The sequence below is a fragment of the Altericroceibacterium xinjiangense genome (assembly GCF_003958635.1).
Taxonomy (GTDB): domain Bacteria; phylum Pseudomonadota; class Alphaproteobacteria; order Sphingomonadales; family Sphingomonadaceae; genus Altericroceibacterium_A; species Altericroceibacterium_A xinjiangense.
The window spans coordinates 192,835-218,203 of sequence record NZ_RSEK01000004.1; the positions used below are offsets into that span (position 1 = coordinate 192,835).

A 25,369-nucleotide genomic window follows, 5' to 3' on the forward strand; every position below is an offset into this window, starting at 1 on the left:
CATGACCCAGTACGAAACCATTCTGGTGGAACGGCGCGATGCGGTCACGCTGGTCACCCTCAACCGCCCCAAGGCGCTGAACGCGCTCAACAGCCAGGTCCTTTCCGAACTGATCGATGCCTTCGCCGCATTCGAGGCGGATGAAACGCAGCGCTGCGCAGTGCTGACCGGCAGCGGGGAAAAGGCATTCGCGGCCGGGGCCGACATCAAGGAGATGGCCGACAAGCCAGCGGCCGATTTCTACCTGGAAGACTTCTTCTCCAAATGGACCAGCGACTTCACGCACAAGATCCGCAAGCCGTGGATCGCGGCGGTCAACGGCTTCGCGCTCGGCGGCGGGTGCGAGGTGGCGATGATGGCCGATTTCATCCTCGCGGCCGATACGGCGAAGTTCGGCCAGCCGGAAATCCGCCTCGGCGTTGCGCCCGGCATGGGGGGCTCGCAGCGGCTGACCCGGGCAGTCGGCAAGTCCAAGGCAATGGAAATGATCCTCACCGGCCGGATGATGGGGGCTGAGGAGGCTGAGCGCGCCGGTCTGGTCGCCCGGGTTATTCCGGCCGCCGACTTGCTGGACGAAGCGCTGAAGACCGCCGCGGCCATCGCCGCGATGCCGCCAATGGCTGCGATCGCCAACAAGGAACTGGTCAACGCCGCGTTCGAGACCACGCTCGATCAAGGCATCGTGCTGGAACGCCGCTTGTTCCAGATTCTCGCCGCCAGCGAGGATCGGACCGAAGGGATGAGCGCGTTCATCGAAAAGCGCGAAGGGCAGTGGAAAGGCCGCTGACCCTCACTCCCCCTCCCGGCCGCGGGAGGGGGCGGGGCGGACAAGGCCCCAAACGAAGACCTCGGAGCGGCTGACTTCGGCCCTTCCGCAACCCGGAGCGGATAACCCATGAGAATCGCATTCATCGGCCTCGGCAACATGGGCGGCGGGATGGCGGCCAATCTCGCAAAGGCGGGGCATGAGGTGCGGGCGTTCGATGTGTCGGAAGATGCGCTGGCGCATGCGCGGCAGAGCGGGTGCCAAACCTCCTCCAGCGCTGCCGAGGCGGCGGACGGGGCGCAAGCCGTGGTCTCGATGCTCCCCAACGGAAAGATTGTCCGCGACGTCTACCTGCAAGAGGTCATCGGCCATGCGCCCGCCGACGCGGTCCTGATCGATTGCTCTACCATCGATGTCGCCACCGCGCGCGAGGTCGAAGGCCTCGCGGCCAAGGCTGGCTACGCGATGGTCGATGCCCCGGTGTCCGGCGGGATCGCCGCAGCGGCGGCCGGCACGCTGACCTTCATGGTCGGGGGCAGCGAAGACGGGTTTGCCCGTGCCGAACCAATCCTGTCGGCCATGGGCAAGGCGGTGATCCGCGCGGGCGAGGCCGGGGCGGGGCAAGCAGCCAAGATCTGCAACAACATGCTGCTCGGCATCCACATGATCGGCACGAGCGAGGCGTTCCGGCTGGCCGAAAGGCTCGGGCTCGACCCGCAGACGTTCTACGATATCGCGTCGGTCAGCTCGGGCCAGTGCTGGTCCATGACCAGCTACTGCCCGGTGCCCGGTGTCGGCCCGGAAACCCCGGCAGACCGGGATTATCAGGGCGGGTTCGCGGCCGCGCTGATGCTGAAGGATCTCCGCCTCGCGATGGAAGCGGCGGAGCTGGCCGGCGCGACGACCCCGCTCGGCGCCCACGCGAAGGACCTTTACGAAGGCTTCGCGGCAGACAACGGCGGGCTCGACTTCTCGGCGATCATCACGTCGCTGGAGTGACGGGCTCCATGATCGGCTGGGCGAGCAGGCAGGACCCGAGCGGGGCGAACACCACGTCTTCGATCGAATGGGCCAGCGCGCATTGCCCCGGGACAATCGGCTCGTTCGCCACCCGGGCTTCGCCCACACGGGGGATGACCAGCAGGGCCCCTGCGGAATAGCGGCGCGCGGTCTCGCGGTCGGGCAGCCCGTCCACTCGGTCGAGGCGGAAATAGGGCCCATCGACCAGCGCCGCGTCGCCTTTTTCCGGCACATGGAGGCGGTAAGTTGGATCGTGCGGTTCGCCTTTCGCCACCCCGACGGCTTGTTCCAGGTGCAGTTCGCGCGGACGGCCGTAATCGTAGAGGCGATAGGTGATGTCGGAATTCTGCTGAATCTCGATGATGCTCACGCCCGCGCCGATCGCGTGGACCGTGTTGGCCGGGATGTAGAAGAAATCACCGGGTTTCACTTCGTGCCAGACCAGCATCTGCTCGACGCTTCCGTCCAGCGCGGCGGCCCGCATTGCTTCGGAATCCAGGGCCTGCTCAAAGCCGATGCCCAGGGTGGCGCCCGGCTCGGCATCGATCACCAGCCAGCATTCCTCTTTCCCCTGCCGGCCGATCCCTGCCGCCTTGGTCTGGGTATCGGACGGATGCACCTGCACGGACAATTTCTCGCTGGTGAAGATGTACTTGACCAGCAACTGCGGCAAATCGCGCGGCGGTTCGAACCAGATCTCCCCGATCCGCTGCCCATCCGGCGCGGTGAAAGGGGACGGCAAGCGGTCCTTGCCCCATGGTTTTTCAACGCTCTTCGTAGTCAGCAGCATGATCGGCCCTTCAAACCGCCGGTCGCAAGCCGGCAACGGCGCGGCCGATCTTACCGCACTGCACCATTCGAAGTCCAGAAACCATCGCCAGGTTTTCGCCCCCCGGGAATTGCCCGGCGGGCTCAGGCCTGCAGTACGGAAAAGCCGCCCCTCCGGCCTGAGGCTGCCGGGAAGCACGCGCCCTCAGCGGCGGGAAAAAACGCAGCAACAATCCGGGTAAACAATAGGGTAAATTGCGGAACGGATTGGCACCCCATGGGTTCGATGTAGTGGGAGAGAGCCGGCCTGAGAGCAACATCTTGAACCGGCCCTCGAGAATAGCCGAGTTCGAGGCCGTCATGCGAATTTCCGTCTGCGTTACCTCCAGTCCCGCCGAGCGGCCACTGAAGGACTTGATCCACGCTCTTCGCTGGAGCCATCGGCCGCCCTGCGAAGTCGTCGTTTCTTCCCGTACCTGCCGGCTCGATTTGCCGGAGACGAGCTTTCCGGTTCGGCAGCTGGTTCTGGGCAGCGGCATAAACCACTGGCAGGCGCGCAACAGGGCGGCGAATGCGGCACGCGGCGATCTGCTGATTTTCCTGGAAAACGGCTGTCTCGCTCATCCTGAATTGATCGACCGGTATGCCGAGGCCGCCAGACTCGCGGGCGGAGCATTCGGAGGAGAGGTTCGAACCCTGCCCGAGGGTGCGGCGCGGCGCGGCATCGACTTCAGCCTGTTCAAACGGCTTGCCCCGGCAGATGAGGGCGAAGGCGCCAGCCCTGCGATGCAGCGGATCGGCGCCTTGGAATTCTCGGTGGGCAACTTCGCGATATCGGCGGCCGATTTTCTGCGCATCGGGGGGTTTCCCGAAACCGAAGGGGGGCGCCGGGAAACCGACGCTGCCTTTGCTCGCGCTCTTTGGGGAGCGCACCTGCCGCTCTGGCGGGTAAGCGGAGCGACGGCGTGGTGCGAACAGTGGCGGCGCAGGCCGGTCCGGCCCGTTCAGGTTAGCGAACCGGGCCTGCTCGTGGCGAAGGACCGACCGGTCCGCGTCCCCCTCGTGCCCTCGCTCACTTCGAAATCCTCCGGGCGTACTGCGGCGCCACACCGCGTGTAGGCGGGGTTGCCGGCAAGCGGCAGCGAGCGCCGCGGCGTAGATGTTTGCCGGTTCAGCGGGAACCGGATGGCGATTGAAACGCTTTTAATGGAACAAGCCGGGGCATCGGGCAGCGCTCTTTCCCAGGCTTCGACGGCTGACCCCCGTCCCACATTTCAGGATCGGACCCTGCCGCCGTACGATTTATCTCTGCGGCCCCGGGGTCGGTGATGGCGGGAAGACTCAGTCTTCCCGCCATTTCGCATCCGAACGTCACCTGCCCGGCACCATTGCCTTCCCCCCGCGTTCCTCTCGCATGCCAGGCCCATCGCCTCTTTTGCCGTGGAACGGCGCACGCGACGCGCTGCGTGCCCGGATCGCCGGACAAGTGCGCAGCGTTATTTCCGGTCAAAGCGAAAAGCGGGCCCTCGCACCGGCTGGACCGGGCTTCTACCCGCCGGGCTCCGTGATCCGCGCGGTACATGCCGACGTCACTTCGATGATGACGGGCGGGATCACAGCCCTGCTGCTGCAGATGCTCCATCCACTGGCTTTGGCGGGTGTGCTCGGCCATTCGAACTTTCGCAGCGACATGCAGGGGCGATTGCAGCGCACCGCCAGGTTCATCGCCGTGACGACTTACGGGTCCCGCGAAGCGGCCGAGGCAGCGATCGCCCGGGTGGATTCCATCCACGCCAGAGTGCTGGGCGTCACGGCGGAGGGCGCGCCTTACTCCGCACGTGACCCGCAGCTGCTGGCGTGGGTCCACCTGGCCGAATCGTGGAGCTTCCTGTCGGCCTACCGCCGCTATGTCCGGCCGGGCATGCCGAAGGCCGATCGGGATGCGTATTATGCCCAAAGCGCACTTGTCGCCCGCAAGCTGGGGGCAAGTCCGGTTCCGGAAACGGAGGCAGAGGCTGAAGAGCTGATGCGGCGCTACCGCCCCGACTTGCGAGTGAGCGGAGAAACGAATGAGGTGGCGCGGCTGGTGCTGGCACCGGTCCGGGATCATCATCCCGCCGCTCGGCTGATGGCCGAAGCCGCAATCGACTTGTTGCCGCAGTGGGCGGCGGAAATGCTTGGCCTGCGCCGCCGGACGCTGTCCGCCTTGCCGGTACGGGCCGCGACGTTCGCCGGCGCGGCAACGCTGCGCTGGGCCTTTCGGCAGCCGAGCAAATAACAGGGATGGAAAGAATGAAGATCAACGGCATCGCGGCGCTGTCCGCAGGGTTGCTGGGCTGCGGCCTGAGCGTTCCGGCTTTCGCACAGGACGCCGGCCAGTCGTCGGGGGAGTATCAGCGCACCCGGATCGATCTCGGGGTCCAGTTCCAGCCAAGCTACCCCGGGTCCGATAAACTGAGCCCGCGCCCCCTGTTCGGAGTTGCTCGGGCCACGGGAGACGAGCCCTTCGCGTTCGAGGCGCCGGACGAGAGCTTTGGGTTCGCTCTCTGGCGCCAGCGCCGGCTGTCCTTCGGCTTCGCGGTCGGACTGGAAGGGAGCAGAACCGCCAAGGATGTCGGGGCCGCGCTGCCGAAAGTCGGCTTCACCGTGGAGCCGGGCGTATTCCTGCAGTACGAAACCACTCCAAGCACGCGCCTGCGAGGCGAGATTCGCCGCGGTATCGGCGGTCATGACGGCTGGATCGGAACCGTGGGAGGCGATTACGTTGCCCGCACCAACGATGACTGGCTGTTTTCCGTCGGCCCCCGCCTGACCCTTGCGGACGGCAACTACCAGGATGCCTACTTCACCGTCGCTCCCGAGGATGCAGCCGGAGCCGGATTGCCGACCTATGACGCCGATGGCGGGTTGCAGGCGGTCGGCGCGACAGCCAGCTTCCTCAAGCAGCTGAGCGCGCACTGGGGTGTCTATACTTATGCCAAGTATGACCGGCTGATCGGAGACCCGGCAAACTCTCCGCTGGTCCGGGAATTCGGCTCACGCGATCAGTTCTCCGGAGGGGTGGCGCTGAGCTACACGTTCGGCGGCTGATGAAACGTACCCATCAACTTGCCATTCACCCGCATCGACCTACATTGATGCTCGAAAGGCAGGACTTTTCCGCATGAGTGAGAATCAGGACCCGAACAACCGCGAACCGGGCGGCAATCCGTGGCTCAAGAGCCTGCTCGTCTGGGGCGGGATTTTCCTTGCGTTGCTGCTGGTCGTGTCGATGTTCACTGGACCGCGCGATGCCGCGGGAACCCAGATCAAATATTCCGACTTCCGCGAGAAAGTGGCCGAAGGTTCGGTGGCGGATGTGCAGATTTCGCCTGACCGGATTACCGGCACGCTAAAGAACAGCCAGGCGTTCTCGACCGTCCCGGTGCCGAACGACACCGACCTGACCCAGCTGCTGGAAGAAAACGGCGTTCAGTTCTCCGGCACGCCGGCCGAACAGCCGAACCTGCTGCTCTACATCCTTGTCCAGTCGCTTCCGTTCATCCTGATCCTCGGCCTCGCGTTCTTTGCGCTGCGCCAGGTACAGAAGGGCGGCGGATCGGGCGCGATGGGCTTCGGCAAGTCGAAGGCCAAGCTGCTGACCGAAAAGCAGGGCCGCGTCACCTTTGACGATGTCGCCGGCATCGACGAAGCGCGGGAGGAACTGCAGGAAATCGTTGAATTCCTGAAGGACCCGCAGCGCTTTTCCCGCCTTGGCGGGCAAATCCCGAAGGGTGCGCTGCTGGTCGGCTCTCCCGGTACCGGCAAGACCCTGCTTGCTCGCGCAATCGCGGGTGAAGCGCGGGTGCCGTTCTTCACCATCTCCGGTTCCGACTTCGTCGAGATGTTCGTCGGCGTCGGCGCCAGCCGCGTGCGCGACATGTTCGAACAAGCGAAGAAGAACGCGCCGTGCATCGTGTTCATCGATGAAATCGACGCAGTCGGCCGCCATCGCGGCCATGGCCTCGGCAATTCGAACGACGAACGCGAGCAGACGCTGAACCAGCTGCTGGTCGAGATGGACGGGTTCGAAGCGAACGAAGGCATCATCATCATCGCCGCGACCAACCGGCCGGACGTTCTCGATCCCGCGCTGCTGCGCCCGGGCCGGTTCGATCGCCAGGTCGTGGTTCCGGTGCCGGACGTCGACGGACGCGAAAAGATCCTCGCCGTGCACATGAAGAAGGTGCCGCTGGCGCCCGACGTCAACCCGCGCACCATCGCGCGCGGCACTCCGGGCTTCTCGGGTGCGGATCTCGCCAACCTCGTCAACGAGGCGGCGCTGCTCGCCGCCCGGCGCAACAAGCGCCTTGTCGCGATGCAGGAGTTCGAGGACGCCAAGGACAAGGTCATGATGGGCAGCGAGCGTCGCTCCATGGTCATGACCGAGGACGAAAAGAAGATGACCGCTTATCATGAGGCGGGCCACGCAATCGTCGCGGTCCACGAACCGGCGTCCGATCCGATTCACAAGGCGACGATCATCCCGCGCGGCCGCGCGCTGGGCATGGTCATGCGCCTGCCGGAACGGGACAACTATTCGTACCACCGCGACAAGATGCACGCGAACCTCGCTGTCAGCATGGGCGGCCGCGTGGCGGAAGAGATCATCTTCGGTCACGCCAAGGTATCGAGCGGCGCTTCGTCGGACATCCAGTACGCCACGGATCTTGCCCGCAACATGGTCACCAAGTGGGGCATGTCGGACAAGCTTGGGCCCCTGCAGTACGAACAGAGCCAGGAAGGCTATCTCGGCATGGGCGGCACGCAGCGGCTGATGTCCTCGGATGAGACGAACAAGCTGATTGACAGCGAGATCCGCGCGCTGGTCGAAGGCGCCCACTCCCGCGCCAATCAGGTGCTGAGCGAACAGGAAAGCCAGCTTCATCTCCTGGCCCAGGCGCTGCTCGAGTATGAGACGCTGACGGGTGACGAGATCAAGCGGCTGCTGGAAGACGGGTCGATCGACCGGCCTGACGAACCCACGCGCATCGCGGTGCGCCCGGTACGCGGATCAGCCATTCCGAAGGCGGGCAAGCGCTTCGGGGGCCCGGCACCGCAAGGGGCGTAAGCCGATCTGAGTTGAACGAAGGCCGTCCGGGGAAACCCGGGCGGCCTTTGCTTTTGGCACTGCTCGCCTGTTTGGCCGACTGTCTGGATGCAACGCTCACCCATGCCTGACCGTACTGTCGCCCTTGCCGGGTTGAGCATCCTTCTGGCCCAGTTTTCCCTCAATATCGGGGCAGCCTTGGGGAAGGGTATCTTCCCGCAAGTGGGGCCGGAAGGAATTGCGGCGCTGCGGACCACGATCGCGGCGTTGATTCTTCTTCCGATAGCCCGTCCGTGGCGGGCCATGCCGGACATGCGCCAGCTGCGCGTTCTGCTGGCCTACGGTCTGGCGGTCGGCGGGATGAACCTGCTGATCTACTGGGCGTTCGAGCGCATCCCTATCGGGGTCGCGGTAGCGATCGAGGTCACCGGTCCGCTGGCGGTCGTGCTGGCAACCTCACGCAGCGTGCGGGACTTCCTGTGGTTCGGGCTGGCCGTTGCGGGCCTGATGCTGCTCGTGCCGTGGCCCGGGCACATCTCGACCCTCGATCCGCTGGGGATTGCCTTCGCGCTCGCCGCCGCGGCTTGCTGGGCGCTGTACATCCTGATCGGCAAGCACGCGTCGAAAGTTCGGGGATCGACCGCCGTCGCGATCGGCATGGCGGCGGCGTGTCTGGTCACCGTGCCGTTCGGGGTCGCCACGGCGGGAGCCGGTCTGCTGCAGGGGCCGGTCCTCGCGACAGGACTGGCCGTGGCGGTGCTGTCGAGCGCGCTACCCTATATGCTGGAGATGAAGGCGCTCGGGAAATTGCCCTATAGGCTGTTCGGCGTCGCCACGAGCGCCGCCCCCGCAATCGCCGCCTTGTGCGGGTTCCTGGTGCTGGGAGAACAGCTGACGGCGCTGCAATGGATCGCGGTTGCGCTGATGATCGGAGCCAGCGCCGGATGCTCGCTTTCGGCCAGGCCGCCGATCAAGGAGCGAAAGGAAGAAGCCTTCGTCTGATTGTCAGCCCATTGCGCCGAGCAGCAGCAGGGCGGCGACAAACAGGAACAGGATGACAAAGACGAACCCGCTCAGCGCGACCGTGCGCCAGAGGGCCGAGCCGCGCGACAAGCCACAGGTGCCCTTGGCTGGCGAAACGAACCGGGGGCGCTCCCCTTCGATATTGCGGCGGGTCAGCTGCCCGGGGCGCAGGACCAGTTCGGGAAGGGTGTGCCAGACGCGACCTTCGAAAGGGAGCGCGCCATGCGCAAGGTCGTGCAGGAAAGCGCCTGCGGTCCGGAAGGTGCAGGCGTGGCAATGCAATGGCGCAGTTGAGACACGTGCCTTCGTGCACGGAAGCGGCCGGTGCTTCGGGTGCCGCGGTACCCTGGCCCCGCCTGCCGCCAATGTCGATGGCACTGGTCATCGCCGGTTCTTACCGCGTCGCTGCAAGGCGCCGAGCAGGTGTGGCGGGAACGAAAGAGGAACGGGGGCGTTCGCAGGGAAAGGAGTTAGAGTCCATGACCGACAAGAACCACCCGAAGGCGGAGCCGTTTTCCAACGCGGAGAAGGACCCGGACGACTGGACCACCGGCGACGAACCGATGACCGGTGCGCAGGCAAGCTATCTCAAGACGCTGAGCGAGGAAGCCAAGGATGCGGACCAGTTCGATCCGGATCTGAGCAAGGCGGAAGCGTCCAGACGGATCGACGCCTTGCAGGAAAAGACCGGGCGCGGCGACGATTGATCGCGTGCAGGCACCGGCCCCAAACAGTCAGACGAAAGGCCGCCCGAGGGCGGCCTTTCTCGTTCGATCAGCCTTCGTAGTCGCCGCCGACTGAAGTCGAGCGGGCGGGAGCCGCTGCGGTCAGGCGCATGGCTTCGGCCGACTGGGACAGGGAGCCGACTTCATCCGCCTCATCATCGTCATCCGGCAGGACGCGCTGAAGCGACTGGATCAGGTTTTCGTGCAGTTCCTTGGGCTTCACCGTCTGTTCGGCGACTTCGCGCAAGGCGACGACCGGGTTCTTGTCCCGGTCCCGGTCCACCGTCAGTTCCGCTCCGCCCGAAATTTCGCGGGCGCGCTGCGCGGCCAGCAGGACGAGATCGAAACGGTTGGGAACCTTGTCGACGCAATCTTCGACGGTAACGCGCGCCATGGGCACTCCGGTGCTGAAAAGGACACTACTGGTCGGAAAAGCGGATCGCTAGCGTGAAAAGGGCGGGAAGTCAAGGTTTCGCTGGGCTCGGCGTCTGCTAGAACCACGGAATGGACCGAGGGATCATGGGTACCGAACCGCATTTGCCGGGGGAGGCGCGCTACCGCGAGTCGCCGCCGTTCGCGGTTCGCGCCCAGGGACTGGACCTGGTGTTCTATCCCCGGGGGGCGGATCGGCTGAAACGCCTGATCGAACTGATCGAGAGCGCGGAAAAGACCCTCAAGCTCACCTTCTACATATTCGCAGCGGACGACAGCGGACGAACGGTGCGTGATGCCCTGGCCTCGGCGGCCCGGCGCGGCGTGGCGGTGAAGCTGCTGGTCGATGCTTTCGGCGGCGCCAATCCCGGGTTCTTTTCCGAGCTGGAAGAAGCGGGCGGGGAATTCTGCTTGTTCGAGCCGAGGATCGGCCGCCGCTACCTGATCCGGAACCACCAGAAGATCGTCATCGTCGATGACCGGATTGCGATGATGGGCGGCTTCAACATAGAGGATTCCTACTTCGCCCCGCCGGAGGAAGATGGCTGGAACGATCTGGCCTTCACGCTGGAAGGAGCCGTGGTCGATCAGCTGTGCGACTGGTTTGCCCGGCTGGAGAAATGGACCGAGAACCCGAAGGCGCAGTTCACCGCCATCCGGCGCATGGTACGCCGCTGGGACGGGGGGAGTGGCCCGGTGCAGCTGCTGCTGGGCGGGCCCACGCGCGGCTTGTCGAGCTGGGCGCGGAGCGTCAGCCACGATCTGATCGAAGGCCGGCGGCTGGACATGATAATGGCCTATTTCGCGCCGGCCCACCGCCTGACCGCCCGCGTCTGCCAGATCGCCCGCCGGGGCGAGGCGCGGCTGGTGCTGGGCGCCCGTTCGGACAACCCGGCAACCGTCGGAGCGGCGCGATCGCTCTATTCCCGGCTGCTGAGGGCAGGCACGCGGATCTTCGAGTTCCAGCCCTGCAAGCTCCACACCAAGCTGATCGTGCTAGGCGATGCCGTCTATCTCGGCAGCGCCAATTTCGATTTGCGGAGCCTGTACCTCAACCTGGAAATCGTGCTGAGGATCGAGGACAAGGCGCTGGCCGACCGGATGCGGGAATTCATCACCGAGCATGTTCCCGCAAGCGAGGCGATCACCCCCGCGCTGCACCGCAAGCGCGCCACCTGGTGGAACCGCATGCGGTGGAAGCTGTGCTGGTTCCTGGTCTCCGGCGTCGATTACACGGTGACGCGCAAGCTCAACCTCGGCTTGGGGTAAGGGCTGGTGCCGCCTTCTGGGCACCGCCCACTCCTAGAGGCGGTGACCTTTCCAGATCTCAGTCGTAAGCCCCGGCCGGCATTTCCCCTTCGGCCAGATCGGAGAAGCGCGTGATGCGCGGTTCGAAGCGCAGGCGGACCTTGCCGGTCGCGCCATGGCGCTGCTTGGCGACGATCAGTTCGGCGAGGCCATAGACTCGCTCCATTTCCGCTGCCCACGAAGCGTGTGCGTCGTGGATCTTGGCTTCGTCGCTTTCCACCGGGCGCTTCGGCTCCCGCGAGGCGACGTAGTAGTCTTCGCGGTAAACGAACCAGACCATGTCGGCGTCCTGCTCGATCGAGCCGGACTCGCGCAAGTCCGACAGCATCGGCCGCTTGTCCTCGCGCTGTTCCACCGCACGGGACAGCTGCGACAAGGCAATCACCGGGACTTGCAGTTCCTTCGCCAGCGTCTTCAGGCCGCGGCTGATTTCGGAGATCTCGTTCACGCGGTTGTCGGTCGCCCGGCCCGATCCCTGCAGCAGCTGGAGGTAATCGACCACGATCACCCCGATATCGTGCCGCCGCTTCAGCCGCCGGGCGCGCGTGCGCAGGGCCGCGATCGACAGCGCCGGGGTATCGTCGATGTACAGCGGCAAGTCGGCGAGCCGCTGGCTGGCATAGGACAACTGCTGGAAATCTTCCCGGCTGATCTTGCCCATGCGCAGCGCCTCGCTGGAAATCCCGGCTTGTTCGGCAAGGATACGGGTGGCGAGCTGGTCGCTCGACATTTCCAGGCTGAAGAACGCGACGCCCGAACCGACCGATTTCTCGATCCCGTCCTGCCGATCCCGAAGCATGCGGTCGGCGCAGTTGAAGGCGATGTTGGTCGCGAGCGAGGTCTTGCCCATGCCGGGACGCCCGGCAAGGATGATAAGGTCGGAATCGTGCAGGCCGCCGATCTTCTCATTGATCGAGGTGAAGCCGGTGGTCTTGCCTGCGATATGGCCGCCGGAATTGATCGCGTGCTCGATCATCTTCAGCGCGGTGCTGGTCGCCCCGCGGAAGCTGTCGGCCTCGTTCTGTCCCGCCGCGCCTTCGGCCACCCGGAAAAGGGCCGCCTCGGCGTATTCGATCTGCTTCATCGGCTCGACTTCCTGGGAAGTGTCGAGCGCGCTTTCCACCAGCTCGCGCCCGACGCTCACCAGTTCGCGCAGCAAGGCGAGGTCGTAGATCTGCTGGGCCAGCTCCCGAGGGGCGAGCAGGCCCTGCCCGTCAGCGGTCAGCTGGGCGAGATAGCCGGTGCCGCCCAGCTGCTTCAGCGCATCGTCCGCTTCGAAATAGGGTTTCAGCGTGACCGGGGTGACGACCATCTGCCGGTCGATCAGCACCAGCACTCGTTCGAAGATCCGGCCGTGCAGCGGTTCGAAGAAATGCTCCGGCCTCAGCGCAACCGGAAGTTCTTCCAGCACGCGGTTGTCGATCAGCACCGCGCCGATGAAGGCGGCTTCGGCTTCAAGGTTGGCGGGCAAGGCGCGGCCCACAGCAGAAGTGGCCGGGGGGCGAGTCAGCAAGTCGATTTCGGACATTCGCGCGTGATGCGCCGGGTCCGTCCGCCCTGCAAGTCATCGCGTGCAAGCGAGCCTGTGGATAGCGGGGATGCTTTTCGCGTTTGCGCAAAAACCCGCGCTCTGCGACACGGCAGCCTGTGTCCAGCCAGCGCATCTTTGACATAACCCTCGATGAAGCCACGATTCTGTGGCGCAATCCCGATGTCGAGCGAGAACGCCGAGTCGCGATGCAGGACCTGATTGAGGAGAACACCTTCACCCCCCTGGGCGCGGTGGCCGATGGGCACGACGGCCCGTGGGCGCTGCACTTGTCGATTCGCGACAACTGCCTTTCGATAGGCGTGCGCAACGCGGAAGGGGCGGAAGTCGGAACGATCCAGCTGGGGCTGACCCGGTTCCGCCGCACGGTGCGGGAATACTTCGCGATCTGCGATTCGTACTACAAGGCGGTGCGCCAGATGTCGGCGCAGGAAATCGAGACGCTGGACATGGCGCGCCGGGCGACTCACGACCAGGCAACCCGCATGCTGGTGGACGCGCTGGAGGACAGCGTAGAGACCGATTTTGCCACCGCGCGGCGGCTGTTCACGCTGCTGTGCGTGCTTCATATCAAAGGCTGAATACACGACATGGGACGGAAGAAGGCGTCACCCTGGCGCTGGCGCGTGGCCGCTATCCTGCTGCTGGCCGCGCTGGCGGGCGGGCTTTACGCCTGGTGGCAGGCCCGGCACTGGGCACCGCCGCGCGGCGAATTTCCCATGCAGGGCGTGCTGATCGGTGCGCGCGACGGGGACGTGGACTTCACCGCCCTGCACGCGATCGGGGCCGATTTCGTCTATCTGGAAGCCAGCCGGGGAGCGGCGGGGCGCGATCCCGCCTTCATCCGCAACCTGGCCGCGGTGCGCGAATCCGGCCTGCGCTTCGGCGCGCTCCACGTCTATGATCCCTGCATCCCGGCGGAACGGCAATCGGCCAACTTCGTCACCATGGTCCCGCGCGACAAGGCGCTGCTGCCGCCGGTCGTGGAACTGAGCAAGCTGGCCGAAGGCTGCGCGGTCCGCGTGGCCGAGCCGGCAGTGGAAAGCGAACTGACCACCTTTCTCAACCAGATCGAAGGGCACGCGGGCCAACCGGCGGTGCTGAAAATCGCCCCCGAGTTCGAGGAACGCTACGGCATCGCGGATCACATCGAGCGTAACTTGTGGCTCACCCGCGACTGGTCCCAGCCGGAATACACCGAACGATCCTGGACTCTGTGGACCGCCAACAGCCAGCTGCAGACCGAAGCGAGCGCGGAACCGGTCCGCTGGGTGGCGCTGAAGCCGTAAACCGGAAGCGTCAACCGCACCCGGCATCCCCATCGCCGGGCGGCAATGGAGGCGGGCACCAGCCGGTCACCCCGAACAAGGCGGCGGCGGAACGACGGTGTCGGTGCGCCAGCTCAATTCATAGGTAACGCGCAGGCCGTCATGATCCGAAAGCTTCGGTTCGGAAGCGCCGTCGAACATGGCTTCCACCCGGATCGGCCGCACGGTGACCGCTCCTCCGGATGAGAACAGCTGCAGGTCCTGCGTGTCCATCCACGGCGCATCGCCGTCCCAGGACAGTTCCACCTCGCACAGGCTCGCATGGTCGGTGCAGTACTGGTGGACGATCTCAAGGGACTGCTCCGTCCTGAACACCTCGAACCGCTGCTCCGAGGAGCGCATGTTGAAGTCTCCGCCCAACACCGCCGGCTGATCGGATATTCCGGAATCGAGGAACCGGGAAAGCGCATGCACCTGCCGCGCATGGGCGGCGTTGTGCCGGCGCACGGAAACGCGTGAGGCGCGCTGGGCGTTCATGTGCGTGTTCAGGACCGCAAGCGTGCCGGGCACTCCCGGGATGGCAACTTCCGCAAGCAGCATGCCCTTGTTGGCCAGACAGTCGAACCCGGCGCAGCTTGCGCGCGGGAAGGGCTCGGATCGGCTCGCCACGATGGGGAAGGTCGAAACCGTTACGAGCCCACTCGAAAAGACACGAAACCCGATCTCCCCGCGCTCCGGACGCCGTTTGCCGGGAAGGCCGGAATAGTCCCGGCGCGGCCGGCGCTGGTTCCGTTCCGGGCCGGCGACGAGGCTGGGATAGGAACTGGCGCCAATCGCGCGCGCAGCGGACCTGGAGAACACTTCCTGGAACAGCACGATGTCCGGCGCTTCTCCGCGGCCATGCAGTTCGGCCAGATGATCCGAGATCGCCTGCAAATGGCGGCCTCGCCCGGTACGTGCCGGCCAGCCGAGCCCTTCGACGTTGTAGGTGAGCACATCGATCTCGACGGACGCCGTATGCCCGTCCTCCGAAACCCGGACTTGCGGTTCCGCCGACCGCGAGCAGGAAACGGAGCGCGCCTCAGGCAACGTTACGCAGCCCGTCAGCAGGAACGCGGCCGCCGAAGTCCACGCAAGCCTCCGCCAGGTTGTCTGCCACGGCTTCAACCGCATCGAACTTCAGACTCCATCCTCGCGAACCATGCGAACGCCGAACAGTTCGGCCCGCCGGTGGACCTAGACGGTGGGAACGCACCCGTCCAACTCCTGGACGCTCGGCTCAATCGCCAGCGCACCTGGAGCAGCAAGGCTTATCTTGGCCCGTTCCTCCAGCCCGGCCGCTTTGAGACCTTCCCGGCAAATGTCGCACTCTGGGTGGTAAGCCGCGAGCCTGCTATCGGCCGATCCCATATGAAAAGCGGACAAGGAGGCTGACGAGGAATGCTATACAGATATCCAGCGCAAACCTTTGGTCGTGTGATCCGCGGCTACAAACGTCCCTATGAAAATCCAATTGTGGTCAGGGCTGGCGATCTGGTCAGACCCATCGCAGATGGTTCGAAAACGACTGACATCCCCGGGTGGACGTGGTGTGTCGGGCCGGACGGGCGAAGTGGGTGGACCCCGGACAATTGGTGCGAACCCAGGGGAGATCGATGGCGCCTGAAGCGTGATTTTTCTGCCTTGGAGCTCACCGTAGAGGTTGGAGACCGCCTCCATCTCCTTCTCAGCGAAAGCGGTTTCTTGATCGCGGAAACCGAAGATGGCGACCGAGCGTGGGTGCCGGATGCGGTAATCGAATTGGAAGGTCCGCTATCAACATACCTTTCGAAATCGCTGACTGTCCGAAACGGGGTGTAAGCAGACCTTCCCGCTTTCCTACACCCCGCGCGGCCCAGCAGAACTGGTGTGCTCTTTGCTATCGTTGTTCCCGCCTTCCAACCGCGCCCGCTGTCATGGGTGCGGTAAGTTCTTTTGTTGCTTTCTGGCGAAAGAACATTTTATTTTCTTTGCTGGTGGTATTTCGTCACTTTCTGCCCGCAAACCCGCAGAAATGCGCGGGTTTGCAGCGTGACACCGGGTTGTAGGACATGTCAGGTGTGTAAACCTCGACGCGTGTTCGCGCCGAGGTTTCGTGGAGGGCTCTAGCCGTCCAGCCACTCCGCCAACGAGGCCAGACAATCGCGGGCGAGCAGCTTGCAGCGTTCCGGGCTCCAGCCTTGCTCCGGATCGGGTAAGTCGGCGTTGTCCTTGAACGGCATTTCCAGCGTCATGGAACACGCGCCGAAGCGTTCGGCCAGCTGGTTCGTGCTCATCGACAGGTTGGCCTTGCCGGGCGGGGTTGCCGGGTAGCCCTTCTTCGTCTGGAAATCCGGGGTGCGCCGGTCTAGGATCGCGCGGTAGCGGGCGTATTTCTCCCCCAGTTCGTCAGTCCAGGAGGGGATGCCGTCGAACCCGGCAAGAAAGTTCGCCGCAATCGCTTCGTCCCCGTGGATGTCCATCGCGAAATCGACCCCGGTCTCGTCCATCGCATTCCGGATGCAGAGCACTTCGGGCGATTTCTCCGCGCTGGGGGTGGCCCATTCGCGGTTGAGGTTGGTGCCCGCCGCATTGGTCCGCAAGTGCCCGCGGCGCGATCCATCCGGGTTGCAATTGGGCACGATGTGCAGGCGGCATTTGCTCCGCAGCACGCGCGCTACCGGATCGGCCGGATCGGTCAGCGTCTCCAGCGCGCCTTCCATCCACCATTCGGCCATGGTCTCGCCCGGATGCTGACGGGCATAGAGCCAGACCTGCGTCTCTCCTTCGCCCAGTTCCAGGCAATCGACCGGCTGGCCATCGAGAGTGAGGCCAAGGCAGCGGTAGTCCACTCCTTCGCTCGCTGCGGCTTCGGCAACCAGATCGTGGTGCCGTTCCATCGAATAGGGCGCGAAGTAGGCGAACCAGGCGATGTCGCTGGCCGGGCGGTAGCGGATCGTCAGGGTGCCGCCGTCCTCCTGCGCGTCGAAATCGCTGTCGGCCCGGGCCCAGTACTCCCGGTCTTCCGAAACGGCGGTGCGATAGCCTTTCCATCCGTCCGGGTAGGCCGATCCGTTCAGGTCGCCGATCCTCAGAATCAGCTCCCGCCCTTTCGCGCCGGACACGCGGAAGTGGAACCACTGGTAGAATTCGGACTGGTTGTCCTTCGGAATGCGGAGCCGCGCAGTGGGGCCCGCAGTCTCAAGGACTTCGATGGTGCCGCTGTCGAAGGCGGCGTTCACGGTGATGTCGGTCATCGAACCTCGATAGTCTGTCCGGACTCTCCGGGAAAGCCCGTGAACAGCGCGCCGGCAAGGCGGTTCGCGGCGGCTTGCGTGTTCGAGTAATCGCTGTTCGCGGTGGCGGAGAACCGGGCTCGGCCTTCCCATAAGGCGGTGCCGCCGCTGGCTGGACGGATCAGGACTCGCAGCTCATTGTCCAGCCGGGCGGGCGGCGGGCCGGACAAGTCGATCCCGACGCCTAGCCCGACGCCCGATCCGAATGTTCCGGTCGAAGCGCCGCCGCCGACTGTCACCGGGGAGCGGTCCCGCACGCCTTGTTCGACAAACCGGGAATACCCGATTTCCGCAACCTGCGGCGCGTTGCCTTGCACCACGGTATAGCCGAGCCGCGCCAGCTCGGCTGCGACCGCGCCGGCGTAGGTGGAGAATTCGAGCGAGTTGGCTTCAATCCCCGGCACCGGACGCACGGCAATTGTGCCCTGGCCGAGGACCGCCTGCGGGGCAGCGAAGCGCGTCACTTCGACCGGGGAGACGGAATTGGTCGCGCATCCGCCGAGAAGAGCAAACGCGGCAAGAGGTAGTAAAAAGTGTTTCATGAGCAATAAACGTCCTGAAGCGGGAGAAGTTGCGTCCGATTGTCTCTTGCAGGCGCGATTGCCTTGCGCTTAACCGGTGCGTTGATTGTGCGGTGCGAAAAGGGGCATGCGTGGCCGAGACGAACAGGAACACGGTGCCGGTGCTCGTCACCGGCGGGGCGGGGTACATCGGCAGTCATGCGGTGCTGGCGCTGAAGGATGCCGGCTGGCCGGTTGCGGTGATCGACAACTTGTCCACCGGCTTTCGCTTCGCCTTGCCTGACGGCGTCCCGCTGTACGAAGGGGATATCGAGGACGCGGCCTTGCTTGCGCGGATCTTTGCAGAGCAGGGCACGCGCGCGATCATGCACTTTGCAGGATCGGTCATCGTACCGGAGTCGGTCGAGAACCCGCTCAAGTACTATCACAACAATACCGCCAAGAGCCGGGCACTGATCGACGCGGCGGTACAGGGCGGGGTGAAGCATTTCATCTTCTCCAGCACCGCGGCGACTTACGGCATTCCCGAAACGTCGCCGGTGGCCGAAGATTCGCCGAAGAAGCCGATCAACCCTTACGGGATGAGCAAGCTCATGACGGAGGTCATGCTGGACGACACGGCCAAGGCGCACGATCTCAATTACTGTGCGCTGCGGTACTTCAACGTCGCCGGCGCCGATCCGCAGGCGCGCAGCGGGCAATCGACCGCGGGCGCGACGCACCTGATCAAGGTCGCCGTGGAAGCCGCGCTCGGCAAGCGGGACAATGTTTCGGTCTTCGGCACCGACTACGCGACGGCGGACGGAACCGGGGTACGGGATTACATCCACGTCAGCGACCTGGCCGCCGCGCACGTGCTGGCGCTGGAGGAACTGATTGCCCGGCCGGACCAGTCCCTGACGATGAACTGCGGCTATGGCCGCGGATTCTCGGTGCTGGAAGTGCTCGATGCTGTCGACCGGGCGACCAACCGCCGGATCGCGCGAGTGATGGGGCCGCGCCGTGCAGGTGACCCGGATTCGCTGATTTCCGACAACCGCCGGATCAAGGCGACCCTGCCGTGGGAGCCGCGGCACGAGGATCTGGATACGATCATCGCCCATGCCCTTGCGTGGGAGCGCAAGCTGGGCGAAATTCGCGGCACTGCTTGACTCTCACGCCCTGCGTCCGTAACGGCGCTGCCTTGATTATCGTGCCGGAGAGTGTCTGCGGCGCCTCAATTTCGAAAGCTTGACCGATGAAGATCCGCAACAGCCTGAAGTCGCTGAAGGGCCGCCACCGCGACAACCGCGTGATCCGCCGTCGCGGCCGGACCTATGTAATCAACAAGACCAACCGCCGCTTCAAGGCGCGCCAGGGTTGATCCCGCTCGCCGCGGACATCCCGCGGCGGCGATGATCGAGAAAAGCCCCCGTCTGGGGGCTTTTTTTGGCGTCCATGAACCGGAAGTCGTCCCACGCGGGATCGGTCCTGCCGTCTGAAGCATCGGCGTCGGAAGTTCCCGGCGCCGCCGTGTTCGATGTAGGCCGGGTTCTGTACGAGTGGGACCTGCGGTGCCTGTTCGGCAAGCTGATTGCGGACCGAGACGAACTGGAGCGGTTCCTTGGCGCCGTCGTGACCGAGGAATGGCATTTCCAGCACGACGCCGGGCGCGATCTGGCCGAAATGGTCGCCGAACGCAAAACCCGCTTTCCGGAACATGCGGCGCTGCTCGATGCTTATGCGACGCGTTTCTCCGAAACCATTCCCGGCCCGGTCAACGGCACGCATTCGCTGGTTGAGCGGCTGGCGGAACGCGGCGTGCCGCTGTTCGCCCTGACCAACTTCGCCGCCCCGTTCTGGGACGAATTCAGCGCGGACAAGGCGGTGTTCCGCCACTTCGGCGACATTGTGGTTTCCGGCGTAGAAAAGTGCGTGAAGCCGAACCCGGAAATCTATGCGGTCGCGGAACGGCGATTCGGATATCCGCCGCCGGACCTGTTCTTCATCGATGACAATGCAGCCAACGTGGAAGCGGCACGGGCGCGCGGCTGGCGGGCGCACCACTTCACCGATGCGGCGCGTCTGGAGCAGGAATTGATCGCGCTCGGGCTGCTCTGAGCGGCCTCGCGACACTCGCGGTTCCACCTTTACTCTCCAAACAATTCGCCCTGCGCCTTCTCGCTTTCCTCGATGTAGCGGCGGTGGACGTATTTTTCCGTCACCACTCCCAGGATGCGTCCGTTGAGGTCGATAACGGCCAGTTCCTCGCAGCCGAGCCTTTCGAACCGGTCAAGCACTGCGCTGATGTCTAGCTCTGGACCAATGGCCTGGTTGTTCAGCCCGGCGACGGACGCAATCGGCGCGTCGGGATCGAGCGAGGGATCGTAGCCCCGTGCCGTGTCGACGATCCCGGCATATTTCCGGTCGTTATCCGCCAGCAGCACCCGGCTCGTGGAGCCGAGCGGGACTTTGACCCGGAACTGCGCGACTGTCAGGTGATCAGGCAGGATCGTCGCATGACGGCGCATCAGCCGCCGCGCGGTCAGCGTGCTGGTCCAGCCGATGTCGCGCGGGCTGCGGATATTGGAGCCGCGCAAATGCAGCCGCCAGGTGGAGAACGAGTAGCCGAAGTTGGCCCGGGTGAACGCAGTGGCGCACAGGGAGGCGGTGATGACTGCGCCGGTCAGGGCGAAATCCTGCGTTGTTTCCAGCACCAATAGCGACAGCGTCATCGGCGCGCCGATCACCGCCACTGCGAAGGCAGCCATTCCGACCAGCGCGGCATCGAGTTCTCCGAGCACCACGTAGCCCGCCATTCCATTGATCGCCTGCGCATAGATGGGGCCGAGCATCGAGCCGAGGAACAGCGAGGCGAAGAACAGGCCGCCGCGAAACCCGAAGCTGAGCGAGAGGATCGAGGCGGCGACCTTCATGGAGAACACGAACAGCAGGAACGGGATCGGCGGACTGAGGGCCAGTTCCAGCCGCAAGGCTCCGTGGCCGGACGACAGCGCCTGGGGTGAAAGCCAGACGATCGGGATCAGCAGGAAACCACCGATCATCGGCCGCAGGAACACCGGGATCTTTGAGCGGGCGACCCATCGGCTGACCCAGGCTTCGAGCCGGATCATCGCGATCCCGCACAAGGCGCATACGATCCCGAGCCCGGCGAACAGCAGGTAGTCGAGCGTGGTGATGTGTTCGGCGATCGCGGTGACGGTGAGGTATGGCTCCGCTCCGAGGGCGCGGCCGACCAGCGCGGCGATGAGGGCGGCGGCGGCAACCGGAACAATCGCGGCCGGGGTATAGGCGCCGATCACCACCTCGAAAGCGTAGAACGCGCCAGTCAGCGGGGCGCTGAAGGCCGCGCCGATCGCTGCCCCGGCGCCCGCGCCGACAAGGTTGCGCAAGTCCGCGCGCCGCAGCCGCAGCCACTGGCCGACCACCGAAGCCAGCCCGCCGCCAGCCTGGGCATAGGCCGCTTCAAGCCCGACGGAGGCGCCGAAGCCGTTGGACACCACGGTTTGCAGGGTGACCCACAAGCTGTCCGCGCGCGGGATGCGTCCGCCGTGCAGCGCGTTCGCCTCAACCACGTCCACCGGCGCCTTGCGCTTGCGCGACAGGTAGTAGATCCCGCCCAGCAGCAGACCGCCCAGCGGCAGGGCCAGCAGCTTGTAGGGGTGGCGGATCGATGCGAGCGCGCTCAGCCGGTTGATGCCGACTCCGTACAGCAGGTATTGCAGCCCGTGGGCCATCGCCCCGATCAGCGCGGTGGCCAGCCCGGCGCCAAGCCCGATCAGCGCCGCCAGCACGACCAGCGACAGTTCGCTGGAGCGGAGCCAGCGCCGGAACCGGATTGCCTGTTTCGTGCCCCGCCGCGCCATTCCTATCGGCTAGGGGGGAACGGGCGCGCGGGCAACTGCTTCAGCGATCCCCCTCTTGAAGATGTTCAGGGCTGCGGTAGGAAATGCTCTGGCGAGAGCCGTTTTGCCTCAAGGTTTACTTTGCCGCCAACAAACTGAAGGGGAAGTTGTGTTCGCGATCCGCACAGACAGTTTGTCGAGCGAGCAGACTCGCTCCCTCCTCGCACTTCATCTGGCAGGAATGCACGCGAACTCTCCGCCCGGCAGTGTGTTCGCCCTCGATCTTTCCGGGTTGAAGGCGGCGACTGTCACGGTCTGGAGCGCCTGGGCCGGGGAGCGGATCGCCAGCATCGGGGCGCTGAAAATGCTGGCGGATGGCTCTGCCGAGGTGAAATCAATGCGCACCCATCCCGATTTCCTGCGGATGGGTGCCGCGGCCGCAGTGCTCGAGGAAATCGTCCGCGCGGCCCGCGCCCGGCAAGTGCGCCGGCTAAGCCTTGAAACCGGCTGCGGCCCGGAGTTCGAGCCGGCGCTGGCCTTGTACCTCCGGTACGGCTTTCGCAGCGGCGAGCGGTTCGCCGACTACGAGCCGAGCGCGTTCAACCAGTTCCTGCACCTCGACTTGTGATGCGGCATCGCCCTGGCTCCTTCGTCCGCCGCTTTGGCGAGACGGCCTGCTGAGGTTGACACACCTGACACGTCCTACAATCGGGTGTCAGGCTATGGACCCTCAGATTTCTGCGGGTTTGCGGGCCGAAAGTGACGAGACGGCGCGAACGGGAAAAATAAAATATTCTTTCGTCCGGAAGCAACAAAGAGCCTGTGCCTGCCTGAGGCGCGCATGGCCGCAGGAAAGGCTGGAAGCGGCGGAAACGACGATGGGAAAGAACGCATCGGGTTTGCCGCGGCGGTCGGATGTAGGGAAGCGGGAATGTCGCCTTCCCCCCAGAAGCGGAAGGTCCGCTTTTCCGATACTCAGTCGCTGGAATTGAGTACGACGGTGAAGCCCTCGAACTCCGGATGGCCCAGATAGAGCGGCCGATTGTCGCCAGCGTTGCGGTGCGCCAGTCGGAAGGCCTCGGATTTCGTCCACTCAGTGAAGCGCTGCTCGCTCTCCCAGAGTGTATGAGAGGCATACAGCGTGTGGTCTTCGCGCTCCGGCCCGCGAAGCAGCTTGAAATCCCTGTAGCCGGGCACCCCTTCGAGATGCCTGTCGCGGGTGCGCCAGACCTCCTCGAAAGCCTCCTCCTTGCCCTTGACGATCTTGAACCGGTTCATTGCGATGTACATCCGTTTTACCTCTTCGATTGGCGCATGGCCGAACAACGCACCGGAAAGCGGAGTGGCCACTCCTGGCGGTGCTTTGGGCATACGGCGGATGTCCGTTTTCGACCCATTGCAGACATTCGCGAACTCCGCCACGTTGACCGCGTGGGCCGGGACGCGCCGCCGCGCGAGACGGCAGCGTTTGCCTGCACCTTTAGGAGGTAGGCGATGAGAGGGCAGAAAATGGCCGCAGCCTTCAACAAGATGTCGCTGTTCGCTATAGCGGTAGTCATATTTATAGGACTGCTAAACGCAGCCGACTTAGTTTTCCGCCTCGGGTGGGGATACTCAAAGGCGGACCTAGCTATAGCGTTAATCGTGTTGGCCTCTGCCATAGCCCTTAGGTTTGTCGGTCTGCGCATGGCTGCTTTCTTTGGTGACCCAGATTAGCATCCCTAGCTAATAGGGCTGCGGAGTAACGCCGGCCAGTGCGGCTGAATGTCCGCTTTCCACCCTTTCGCGCCATTCGGCTGAGGTCTGAAAAGACCCAGCGCTCAAGGTCGCCGCTGGTCGAACTAACCTGCAGAATGTAGGGTCCGCGAATGGACGTCTTCGCTCCTCGAGTTCGTGAGCGCTGGCCAGCGGCCACCATCATCGTGCTTCTGTTGCTGATTGGCGGAGCAGTAGTTTTCCTGAGGATGGGACCAGCTAAAGGGGAGACAGGTGAGGTTGTTCGCTTTGGCATTCGGGCCAGCCACGTGGGCAATCAGCCGACGGTGATTGTCCGCACATTAGCTGGCGAGCAACGCGAGATTGCTGCACCTGCTGGAGCATTGCGCGGTTGCATCAGAGGCGGCGACATAAGGCTTGTCCGCAAAGCTCATGGACTCGAGGTGGCTCCGATAGGCTGCCCCTAGCTCAGAAGAACTTGTATCCGCTTGCCACTCGTTCGCGACATTCGTCACGAGGGCCTGACAGCGGCCCATTGCCGATATTCACCGCTCATGCGACCGTAGCCCATGCCATATTCCGGAAGGCGTTCTCGTGTCCTTGGCTGCGGCGTTCTGATCCTCCTCGGAGTGGCTGTTCTTGCGCTTGCTACAGCTTGGCTGGTGGGCCGCCCCTATACCTCGACATTCCCGCGCTCGTTCGATGCTCAGGCTTGGAAAGCTGCCGACCCGACAGCTTACCCTAGGGATGACACGCGCTGCGGCATGATTGCCGACCTCAAATATCGCATCGGAGTTGAAGGAAAGACGCGAGGTGAATTGATAGACCTGCTTGGCGACTCCCACAGCCTCCCCATAAACCCACCCGCCAGCTACTGGAGCCTATGCCCCAGTTTCCTCGACGTGTGGGTTCTAAGGGTCCGTTGGGAAAACGACCGAGAAGTTGAAGCAGTAGTCCACGATACTTAGTCAATGTCGCCTATCCACCCATTGCGACACCGCGACGGCCGCACATGTGTGTAGGTCCGCCTGACGATCTCGCTTTGCGCCTCCCCTTGCGGGTTTGCCCCTGACCGGGCGAATGCACCCGGTTCATCGCCCGTCGCGGCGGCTCCCCATGCCGTCCTCGTCCTTCTCTGCCTTCGCCTCCGACGCGTTGCCAATCCGAACGGCCTGCTGGATGAGCAGGGCAAACAGGATTCCGCCGAGCGCGTTTCCGACCGTTGCCCAGACGATGACGTGGAGCACTGTTTCGATACCGATCCCGGGGCTGCCCAGCGCGGCCATCAGCATCTCGATGCTGCCCGTGATCGAATGATGCAGTCCGAGGAACCCGATCGTGATCCCGACAATCCAGATGAAAACGATCTGGCTGGTCGTATCCCTTCCTCCGGCAATGAGCCAGGAAAGCACGCCCACCAGCCACCCCGCCGCGACTCCGCTGAGGACGATCACCCACCAGGAATGATCGGAGAGGTGGCGCGCAAAGCCGGCCATGTCAGCCGGCGCGAACAACTGCAGGCCGGGGCCAAGCGCAGTTGCCAGGAGCACGGTCGCGAATCCGCCGGTCAGATTTCCCGCGTAGACCAGCAACCACAGGCGACTGACCGGGCCCAGGCCCACATCTCCGGTGAGCAAGGGGAGTACCGAAATCGTGGTGTACTCGGTGAACAAGTCGGTTCGTGCGAGAATGGCCAGCGTGAACCCGACCGCGTAGGTCGCGCCGACTCCGAGCCGAAAGACAGTGCCTTCGGTTTCCTGCTGCGCGAGCAGAACTCCGAGAACAAGCATGGCCATCCCGATTGCGGTTCCGGCCACTACGCCGGACGCGAACAGCCCTGCGGAAGGCCGCTGGAGTTCGATGATGGCGTGGCCTACTTCGGTGTTGAACATGCCGCGGTAGGGCGCGATCGAGCCTTTTTCGGCGCCCAGGTCTTGGTCAGGTCGAGTCATTCTTCGTGTCAGCCTGGCTTCTCTTTTCAACCCGAGCGGGCGGAAGCTGTTCCAGCGGGAAGGGAAGCCTGCG

Annotated in this window: 26 protein-coding genes; 16 read left to right on the forward strand and 10 right to left on the reverse strand. The window is 64.5% G+C overall.

What is annotated here, in order from left to right; all coding sequences use genetic code 11:
* Position 1 precedes the first annotated feature (1 nt).
* Entirely contained in the window at positions 2-787 is a 786-nt protein-coding gene (locus ELY13_RS06480) for an enoyl-CoA hydratase-related protein (protein ID WP_126173072.1), read from the forward strand.
* Between the two features lie 108 nt (positions 788-895).
* Positions 896-1,765 (forward strand): 3-hydroxyisobutyrate dehydrogenase, encoded by an 870-nt coding sequence (mmsB, locus tag ELY13_RS06485; RefSeq protein WP_126173073.1) that lies wholly within the window; start codon positions 896-898, stop codon positions 1,763-1,765.
* On the opposite strand, the gene ELY13_RS06490 is transcribed toward mmsB, so the two are convergent.
* On the reverse strand, positions 1,749-2,576 hold the full coding sequence (locus ELY13_RS06490) for a class I mannose-6-phosphate isomerase (RefSeq protein ID WP_126173074.1): 828 nt from the start codon (positions 2,574-2,576) through the stop codon (positions 1,749-1,751). The genes mmsB and ELY13_RS06490 overlap by 17 nt on opposite strands.
* Positions 2,577-2,914: 338 nt before the next feature.
* Between ELY13_RS06490 and ELY13_RS06495 the strand changes: the two genes are divergently transcribed.
* The 5 genes from ELY13_RS06495 (at position 2,915) to ELY13_RS06515 (ending at position 8,645) form a co-directional block, all read left to right on the forward strand.
* Positions 2,915-3,673 (forward strand): glycosyltransferase family protein, encoded by a 759-nt coding sequence (locus tag ELY13_RS06495; RefSeq protein ID WP_126173075.1) that lies wholly within the window; start codon positions 2,915-2,917, stop codon positions 3,671-3,673.
* A 295-nt stretch (positions 3,674-3,968) separates the two neighbouring features.
* A complete protein-coding gene (locus tag ELY13_RS06500; protein ID WP_126173076.1) occupies positions 3,969-4,832 on the forward strand; it encodes an oxygenase MpaB family protein in 864 nt (287 codons plus the stop codon).
* A 14-nt stretch (positions 4,833-4,846) separates the two neighbouring features.
* A complete protein-coding gene (locus tag ELY13_RS06505; protein WP_164549721.1) occupies positions 4,847-5,644 on the forward strand; it encodes a MipA/OmpV family protein in 798 nt (265 codons plus the stop codon).
* 73 nt (positions 5,645-5,717) lie between these two features.
* Positions 5,718-7,664 carry an ATP-dependent zinc metalloprotease FtsH gene (gene ftsH / locus ELY13_RS06510; RefSeq protein ID WP_126173078.1) on the forward strand — a complete coding sequence of 649 codons (1,947 nt, stop codon included), beginning with the start codon at positions 5,718-5,720 and terminating at the stop codon, positions 7,662-7,664.
* 102 nt (positions 7,665-7,766) lie between these two features.
* Positions 7,767-8,645 (forward strand): EamA family transporter, encoded by an 879-nt coding sequence (locus ELY13_RS06515; protein ID WP_206435991.1) that lies wholly within the window; start codon positions 7,767-7,769, stop codon positions 8,643-8,645.
* A 3-nt stretch (positions 8,646-8,648) separates the two neighbouring features.
* Here the strand turns inward: ELY13_RS06515 and ELY13_RS15650 are convergent, their stop codons facing one another.
* Positions 8,649-8,948: a DUF3667 domain-containing protein gene (locus ELY13_RS15650; RefSeq protein ID WP_126173080.1), complete on the reverse strand. Its 300-nt coding sequence runs from the start codon at positions 8,946-8,948 to the stop codon at positions 8,649-8,651.
* A gap of 197 nt (positions 8,949-9,145) precedes the next feature.
* On the opposite strand from ELY13_RS15650, the gene ELY13_RS06525 reads away from it, so the two are divergent.
* A complete protein-coding gene (locus ELY13_RS06525) occupies positions 9,146-9,373 on the forward strand; it encodes a DUF3072 domain-containing protein (RefSeq protein ID WP_126173081.1) in 228 nt (75 codons plus the stop codon).
* Positions 9,374-9,440: 67 nt separating this feature from the next.
* On the opposite strand, the gene rpoZ is transcribed toward ELY13_RS06525, so the two are convergent.
* Positions 9,441-9,785: a DNA-directed RNA polymerase subunit omega gene (gene rpoZ, locus ELY13_RS06530; protein ID WP_126173082.1), complete on the reverse strand. Its 345-nt coding sequence runs from the start codon at positions 9,783-9,785 to the stop codon at positions 9,441-9,443.
* A gap of 125 nt (positions 9,786-9,910) precedes the next feature.
* On the opposite strand from rpoZ, the gene ELY13_RS06535 reads away from it, so the two are divergent.
* The gene (locus tag ELY13_RS06535; protein WP_164549723.1) at positions 9,911-11,092 is read left to right on the forward strand and encodes a phospholipase D-like domain-containing protein; all 1,182 of its coding nucleotides are present in this window, start codon (positions 9,911-9,913) and stop codon (positions 11,090-11,092) included.
* Positions 11,093-11,150: 58 nt separating this feature from the next.
* Here ELY13_RS06535 and ELY13_RS06540 read toward each other — a convergent pair whose 3' ends face one another.
* On the reverse strand, positions 11,151-12,659 hold the full coding sequence (locus ELY13_RS06540; RefSeq protein WP_126173084.1) for a replicative DNA helicase: 1,509 nt from the start codon (positions 12,657-12,659) through the stop codon (positions 11,151-11,153).
* 119 nt (positions 12,660-12,778) lie between these two features.
* Here ELY13_RS06540 and ELY13_RS06545 point away from each other — a divergent pair, with 119 nt between their 5' ends.
* Both ELY13_RS06545 and ELY13_RS06550 read left to right on the forward strand, forming a co-directional pair.
* Positions 12,779-13,261 (forward strand): UPF0262 family protein, encoded by a 483-nt coding sequence (locus tag ELY13_RS06545; protein WP_126173085.1) that lies wholly within the window; start codon positions 12,779-12,781, stop codon positions 13,259-13,261.
* A 9-nt stretch (positions 13,262-13,270) separates the two neighbouring features.
* Positions 13,271-13,969 carry a glycoside hydrolase family 25 protein gene (locus ELY13_RS06550; RefSeq protein ID WP_126173086.1) on the forward strand — a complete coding sequence of 233 codons (699 nt, stop codon included), beginning with the start codon at positions 13,271-13,273 and terminating at the stop codon, positions 13,967-13,969.
* A gap of 66 nt (positions 13,970-14,035) precedes the next feature.
* Here the strand turns inward: ELY13_RS06550 and ELY13_RS06555 are convergent, their stop codons facing one another.
* Positions 14,036-15,121, reverse strand: a complete 1,086-nt coding sequence (locus ELY13_RS06555) for an endonuclease/exonuclease/phosphatase family protein (protein ID WP_126173087.1) — start codon at positions 15,119-15,121, stop codon at positions 14,036-14,038.
* A gap of 267 nt (positions 15,122-15,388) precedes the next feature.
* On the opposite strand from ELY13_RS06555, the gene ELY13_RS15655 reads away from it, so the two are divergent.
* Positions 15,389-15,808 carry an SH3 domain-containing protein gene (locus ELY13_RS15655; RefSeq protein WP_126173088.1) on the forward strand — a complete coding sequence of 140 codons (420 nt, stop codon included), beginning with the start codon at positions 15,389-15,391 and terminating at the stop codon, positions 15,806-15,808.
* Between the two features lie 284 nt (positions 15,809-16,092).
* Here ELY13_RS15655 and ELY13_RS06565 read toward each other — a convergent pair whose 3' ends face one another.
* Both ELY13_RS06565 and ELY13_RS06570 read right to left on the reverse strand, forming a co-directional pair.
* Positions 16,093-17,223 (reverse strand): M14 family metallopeptidase, encoded by a 1,131-nt coding sequence (locus ELY13_RS06565; RefSeq protein WP_126173089.1) that lies wholly within the window; start codon positions 17,221-17,223, stop codon positions 16,093-16,095.
* Entirely contained in the window at positions 17,220-17,804 is a 585-nt protein-coding gene (locus ELY13_RS06570) for a DUF4136 domain-containing protein (protein WP_126173090.1), read from the reverse strand. Before ELY13_RS06570 ends, ELY13_RS06565 begins: the two co-directional genes overlap by 4 nt.
* A 110-nt stretch (positions 17,805-17,914) precedes the next feature.
* Here ELY13_RS06570 and galE point away from each other — a divergent pair, with 110 nt between their 5' ends.
* From galE to ELY13_RS06585, 3 genes are all read left to right on the forward strand, one after another.
* Positions 17,915-18,934, forward strand: a complete 1,020-nt coding sequence (gene galE / locus ELY13_RS06575) for a UDP-glucose 4-epimerase GalE (RefSeq protein WP_241233571.1) — start codon at positions 17,915-17,917, stop codon at positions 18,932-18,934.
* Positions 18,935-19,020: 86 nt separating this feature from the next.
* A complete protein-coding gene (gene ykgO, locus ELY13_RS06580) occupies positions 19,021-19,146 on the forward strand; it encodes a type B 50S ribosomal protein L36 (RefSeq protein ID WP_004210176.1) in 126 nt (41 codons plus the stop codon).
* 74 nt (positions 19,147-19,220) lie between these two features.
* Complete coding sequence (locus ELY13_RS06585; RefSeq protein WP_126173091.1) at positions 19,221-19,883, forward strand: HAD family hydrolase; 663 nt, start codon at positions 19,221-19,223, stop codon at positions 19,881-19,883.
* 29 nt (positions 19,884-19,912) lie between these two features.
* Here the strand turns inward: ELY13_RS06585 and ELY13_RS06590 are convergent, their stop codons facing one another.
* Positions 19,913-21,649, reverse strand: a complete 1,737-nt coding sequence (locus tag ELY13_RS06590; protein ID WP_126173092.1) for a chloride channel protein — start codon at positions 21,647-21,649, stop codon at positions 19,913-19,915.
* Positions 21,650-21,869: 220 nt separating this feature from the next.
* Between ELY13_RS06590 and ELY13_RS06595 the strand changes: the two genes are divergently transcribed.
* Positions 21,870-22,256, forward strand: coding sequence for a GNAT family N-acetyltransferase (locus tag ELY13_RS06595; protein ID WP_241233572.1), 387 nt, complete (start codon positions 21,870-21,872; stop codon positions 22,254-22,256).
* Between the two features lie 347 nt (positions 22,257-22,603).
* Here ELY13_RS06595 and hmuQ read toward each other — a convergent pair whose 3' ends face one another.
* A complete protein-coding gene (gene hmuQ / locus ELY13_RS06600; protein WP_241233573.1) occupies positions 22,604-23,050 on the reverse strand; it encodes a heme-degrading protein HmuQ in 447 nt (148 codons plus the stop codon).
* 1,385 nt (positions 23,051-24,435) lie between these two features.
* Complete coding sequence (locus tag ELY13_RS06605) at positions 24,436-25,296, reverse strand: formate/nitrite transporter family protein (protein WP_126173093.1); 861 nt, start codon at positions 25,294-25,296, stop codon at positions 24,436-24,438.
* Positions 25,297-25,369 lie beyond the last annotated feature (73 nt).

Bases quoted from the DNA above. Each gene is read 5' to 3' on its own strand.
- ELY13_RS06480 (WP_126173072.1), top strand. From the start codon at position 2: ATGACCCAGTACGAAACCATTCTGGTGGAACGGCGCGATGCGGTCACG.
- ELY13_RS06540 (WP_126173084.1), bottom strand. From the start codon at position 12,659: ATGTCCGAAATCGACTTGCTGACTCGCCCCCCGGCCACTTCTGCTGTG.
- ftsH (WP_126173078.1), top strand. From the start codon at position 5,718: ATGAGTGAGAATCAGGACCCGAACAACCGCGAACCGGGCGGCAATCCG.
- ELY13_RS06505 (WP_164549721.1), top strand. From the start codon at position 4,847: ATGAAGATCAACGGCATCGCGGCGCTGTCCGCAGGGTTGCTGGGCTGC.
- rpoZ (WP_126173082.1), bottom strand. From the start codon at position 9,785: ATGGCGCGCGTTACCGTCGAAGATTGCGTCGACAAGGTTCCCAACCGT.
- ELY13_RS06570 (WP_126173090.1), bottom strand. From the start codon at position 17,804: ATGAAACACTTTTTACTACCTCTTGCCGCGTTTGCTCTTCTCGGCGGA.
- ykgO (WP_004210176.1), top strand. From the start codon at position 19,021: ATGAAGATCCGCAACAGCCTGAAGTCGCTGAAGGGCCGCCACCGCGAC.
- ELY13_RS06495 (WP_126173075.1), top strand. From the start codon at position 2,915: ATGCGAATTTCCGTCTGCGTTACCTCCAGTCCCGCCGAGCGGCCACTG.
- ELY13_RS06555 (WP_126173087.1), bottom strand. From the start codon at position 15,121: ATGCGGTTGAAGCCGTGGCAGACAACCTGGCGGAGGCTTGCGTGGACT.
- mmsB (WP_126173073.1), top strand. From the start codon at position 896: ATGAGAATCGCATTCATCGGCCTCGGCAACATGGGCGGCGGGATGGCG.
- ELY13_RS06585 (WP_126173091.1), top strand. From the start codon at position 19,221: ATGAACCGGAAGTCGTCCCACGCGGGATCGGTCCTGCCGTCTGAAGCA.
- ELY13_RS06535 (WP_164549723.1), top strand. From the start codon at position 9,911: ATGGGTACCGAACCGCATTTGCCGGGGGAGGCGCGCTACCGCGAGTCG.
- ELY13_RS15655 (WP_126173088.1), top strand. From the start codon at position 15,389: ATGCTATACAGATATCCAGCGCAAACCTTTGGTCGTGTGATCCGCGGC.
- ELY13_RS06500 (WP_126173076.1), top strand. From the start codon at position 3,969: ATGCCAGGCCCATCGCCTCTTTTGCCGTGGAACGGCGCACGCGACGCG.
- ELY13_RS06515 (WP_206435991.1), top strand. From the start codon at position 7,767: ATGCCTGACCGTACTGTCGCCCTTGCCGGGTTGAGCATCCTTCTGGCC.
- ELY13_RS06590 (WP_126173092.1), bottom strand. From the start codon at position 21,649: ATGGCGCGGCGGGGCACGAAACAGGCAATCCGGTTCCGGCGCTGGCTC.
- ELY13_RS06605 (WP_126173093.1), bottom strand. From the start codon at position 25,296: ATGACTCGACCTGACCAAGACCTGGGCGCCGAAAAAGGCTCGATCGCG.
- ELY13_RS06490 (WP_126173074.1), bottom strand. From the start codon at position 2,576: ATGCTGCTGACTACGAAGAGCGTTGAAAAACCATGGGGCAAGGACCGC.
- ELY13_RS06525 (WP_126173081.1), top strand. From the start codon at position 9,146: ATGACCGACAAGAACCACCCGAAGGCGGAGCCGTTTTCCAACGCGGAG.
- ELY13_RS06550 (WP_126173086.1), top strand. From the start codon at position 13,271: ATGGGACGGAAGAAGGCGTCACCCTGGCGCTGGCGCGTGGCCGCTATC.
- ELY13_RS06595 (WP_241233572.1), top strand. From the start codon at position 21,870: ATGCACGCGAACTCTCCGCCCGGCAGTGTGTTCGCCCTCGATCTTTCC.
- ELY13_RS06565 (WP_126173089.1), bottom strand. From the start codon at position 17,223: ATGACCGACATCACCGTGAACGCCGCCTTCGACAGCGGCACCATCGAA.